Raw genomic sequence first — 3,515 nt, 5'->3', positions numbered from 1 at the left:
GGTAGTCGACGAAAACATCCCAAAAAGACTGGAGGAGTACTTCCTATGACCATTATACGACAAATGAGTTTATTTAGCATGCAAGAATTATATGAGATGGAACCTACCCAACGTTATGACGCGATTTTTTCCGCTATTGATCTGTCTTCCATTGTCCACGAGGTGACGAAAAAATCTCACCTTGGGGCACCAGAAGCATTGAATTATCCAGCGATGGTTATTTCTATATTGATCCGTCTTGTCGAAGGAATTCCAACGATGAAGCACCTAATTAAGCGTTTGAACGAAGACCTAGCCTTTAAGAGAAATTGTGGTTTTCTTGTATCCGATTCAGTTCCATCTGAAGCATCCTATTCTCGACTTTTAACGAAGCTTGAGAACTCTAACATTTTAGCTGAAGTTCAGGAAAAAGTGATCCTCCAAGCGATCGCTGAAGGGTTTATTACCGATGACACGGTAGCGATTGATGCCACACATTTTGAAGCGCGTGATCAGGCTCCACCAAAGGAAGAAAAACCAAAAGAAGAACCTCAAAAACGTGGTCGTAAAACAAAGAAAGAACGTGAACAATGGCTCATCGAACAGGCAGAAAAAGAAGCGAATCTCCCGTTATTCGAAAAGAAAATCGAAGCACAATTAGAAGTCTCATTAGCCCAATTACGTCGGGAGATCCCGCAAGATCCTAAATGGGGTATAAAAAAGAACAGCGAAGGAAAGAACGTCTTCTGGTATGGCTACAAGGGCCATTTAGCCGTTGGAACCTCGAGCCAATATATTCTCCAATCGCTTTTTTCATCGGGAAACTTAAACGATGGCAAAGCCGCGATTCCTCTATTAAAAGGAATCCATGAACGACTACCTTTGAACTCTCTTCGTTATCAAACGATGGATGCTGGTTATGATTTTGAACCCATTTATGAACAGGTCTATCGTATGGGACAACAGGCCGTCATTGCCTACAATAAGCGTAATGAGAGAGAAAGAGTTGGTTTTGACGAGCATTTCGCGCCGACCTGTGTCAGGGAACATTCTTATCGGTACGATAGCTTTGACCCCAAGTACGAAACGTTAAAATATACACGACCGAAAGAGTGTCACGACTGTCCTTTAGCCAATGATGGACTCTGTCAAAAGGTATATAAAGTCAAAATCACGACCGACCTTCGCAAATACACAGCACCCGCGAGAGGTTCAAATGTTTGGAAATCCATCTTTAAACAACGCACCGCAGTTGAACGAGTTAATGCTTATTTAAAAGAGCTTTTTCAACTGAACAATGTTCGACATCGCTCAGGGAAACGAGCCAAAGTTCACTTTGATCTCGTCACCTTAGTTTACAATGCTTCTAAACTCGCTGTTGATCGTATTCGTACTAGCCATCAGCAACAACAAGCTGCTTAAATTTTTAAAAATGAAATTTTATAAATTCTGCCCGTCTCAAAATTTATAAATTAAGCAATTATGAAATTGATTCAATTAGTTAGCGTGTTACACGTTGAAATATAATTATAATGTTTTTTTGTGGGAAAGTAATTTGTTGGTAATGAATAAGGATTTATAATCGATTCCTATATTCCATGTTTTATGAAAAAAATGAGCTTGTCTCTACAAATTCAATGTGATTGTAAAAACAAGCTCTTCATATATAGCCACACTACAATGTATAATTTCAGAATTAACTTACGGATACCTCATTAAGGTGAACTAAATTCAATATCATCGGGAATTTCAAACACCGCATCGGGAATGATTTCTCCTACATTATGAATGGAGACTTGTAATTCTCCACTAGAAAATGGAATTTTGTGTTCTCCTGCTCCGTACTGTTCTGCCCATCCCCCTGTTTCTATGGCAACTTCTAAAATTCCAATATCTTCTGGTCTCACATTCTCTATTTTAGACCAAACAAGTTCCATGTCAGCATCTAGTTCTTCCATATATAAAGTCTGATCGTCGTAACGGTATATCTGGTTCAGAATCTTCTCCCCTGATATTTCGGTCATTTGGCGAAAGTATGGTGCACTGTCAAGATTTTTTGCCCAAATGTAAATATTCTGGTTTTCTTCATGGATAACCATTTCAAAATTTTGTGCATAATTTTCTACGTCCTGTGTTAACTCTGGTGGTTCTTTTATCGTTCGATTGTCAAAATACGCAATCGTTCCCGTCATTAGCACCAAAGGCATTGCAAACATTATGGCTATACCAATTACTGCAGCTATCTGGATAATACCATTCTTTTGTTTGCGTCCTCTCCGATGGAGTACAGTCTTAGTAAAGGCGCACGCCTGAAGTAAAACGACAAAAATAGCCATCCCAAGAAAAACATATAAGAACCAAATTGGAGGATACGCCCGCCAGTTAGGAGGCGAATATTGAAAGAAATAAAAAAGATACAATACACCGCGAATCATAACAATATAGAAAATAACATGTACTAATGTGGTGTGAAGCCACTTCCACGCAGATGCTCCGAGTAACTTTACTGCTCCGTCAAAAGAAGTAACGACAAGTAAGATGATCATAGGAGCTATTATAAGTCCCATCATGTTCATTATGCCAACTTCTGGTCTAAAGAGAATATATCCACCTACGTCTTCCATATATTCAAATCCAAATAATCTTGCCACATCCCAGCGCGCCCAACGGTCCCATATAGCGTAACCATGTCCGAAAGATAACACAGCAAACCATATACCCAATTCACGCCTCCAAGAATACAATCGTTTAATAGGGGGCCATAGTGTGGCAGCTGGTGAAATGATCAGGGTAAGGAAAAGAAGAACAAATGCCGCATGTGCCCATGCCCTCCAAAATGGATGATCAGCTCCCCAATCTGGGAATAAAGCAGGAACAACCCCCCATGCTGAATAAGATAGATAAAACAAATAAACCAATATAGCGGAAAATACCGCTACGCCTAGATGTCGAATAAAAATTAACCTTCTGCTTTCTATTCCATATATCATAATACATCTCCTATACTTTTTGAGGCTATAAAAGTCTGACAAATCAGCTATACACATATTTTGAAAACGCAATTTTTGTAAGGATCTTAAATATCAAGATGCGGATATTAGCTAGTATTCGTTCTTGTTTGCTTTATATCTTTTTAGCTATTCCTCTCCCTAAGGTAGTCATCACAAAAATCTAAGTTTCCTTGATTTCGCCTCTAGATTTTATATTCTAACCACATATTATAAATAAATTTTGTAGAAAGTTTGTAGAACGACACGTTTGTGTCTCCTTGATGAAAAATTATTAAGTGTTTTGTTAGTGGAATTGGAAAAAGGATATAACATATGAAAGAGAAGAATTCGATAAACCATCTGTTCTTTGATAGCTAAAAAGAGAAAATCTATTCATCGAATGTTCATAAAAAATTGTTATCCTGAATTATTCATAAAAAATCTTTGATAACCAAATAATGCTTATCTATCAAGGTATTGAGCTAAATGGTCCATGCATCAAATAAATGAAAAAAGAATCCATTTCTGATAAGGTTAAAACAGCTA

General features: G+C 37.9%; 2 protein-coding genes. One reads left to right on the top strand and one right to left on the bottom strand.

From position 1 onward, the window contains the following. Window positions 1-45 precede the first annotated feature (45 nt). The gene (locus E2L07_RS19380) at window positions 46-1,401 is read left to right on the top strand and encodes an IS1182-like element IS656 family transposase (RefSeq protein ID WP_134230405.1); all 1,356 of its coding nucleotides are present in this window, start codon (window positions 46-48) and stop codon (window positions 1,399-1,401) included. Between the two features lie 293 nt (window positions 1,402-1,694). On the opposite strand, the gene E2L07_RS19375 is transcribed toward E2L07_RS19380, so the two are convergent. Next, window positions 1,695-2,969, bottom strand: a complete 1,275-nt coding sequence (locus E2L07_RS19375; RefSeq protein WP_003321462.1) for a hypothetical protein — start codon at window positions 2,967-2,969, stop codon at window positions 1,695-1,697. Between the last annotated feature and the right edge of the window lie 546 nt (window positions 2,970-3,515).

This window comes from Halalkalibacterium halodurans (assembly GCF_004376175.1).
Classification (GTDB): Bacteria; Bacillota; Bacilli; order Bacillales; family Bacillaceae_D; genus Halalkalibacterium; species Halalkalibacterium halodurans.
This window is presented reverse-complemented; position numbering and strand designations above follow the sequence as displayed.

Excerpts from the sequence above, each read along its gene's own strand:
- E2L07_RS19380 (WP_134230405.1), top strand. The coding sequence starts at position 46 with ATGACCATTATACGACAAATGAGTTTATTTAGCATGCAAGAATTATAT.
- E2L07_RS19375 (WP_003321462.1), bottom strand. The coding sequence starts at position 2,969 with ATGATATATGGAATAGAAAGCAGAAGGTTAATTTTTATTCGACATCTA.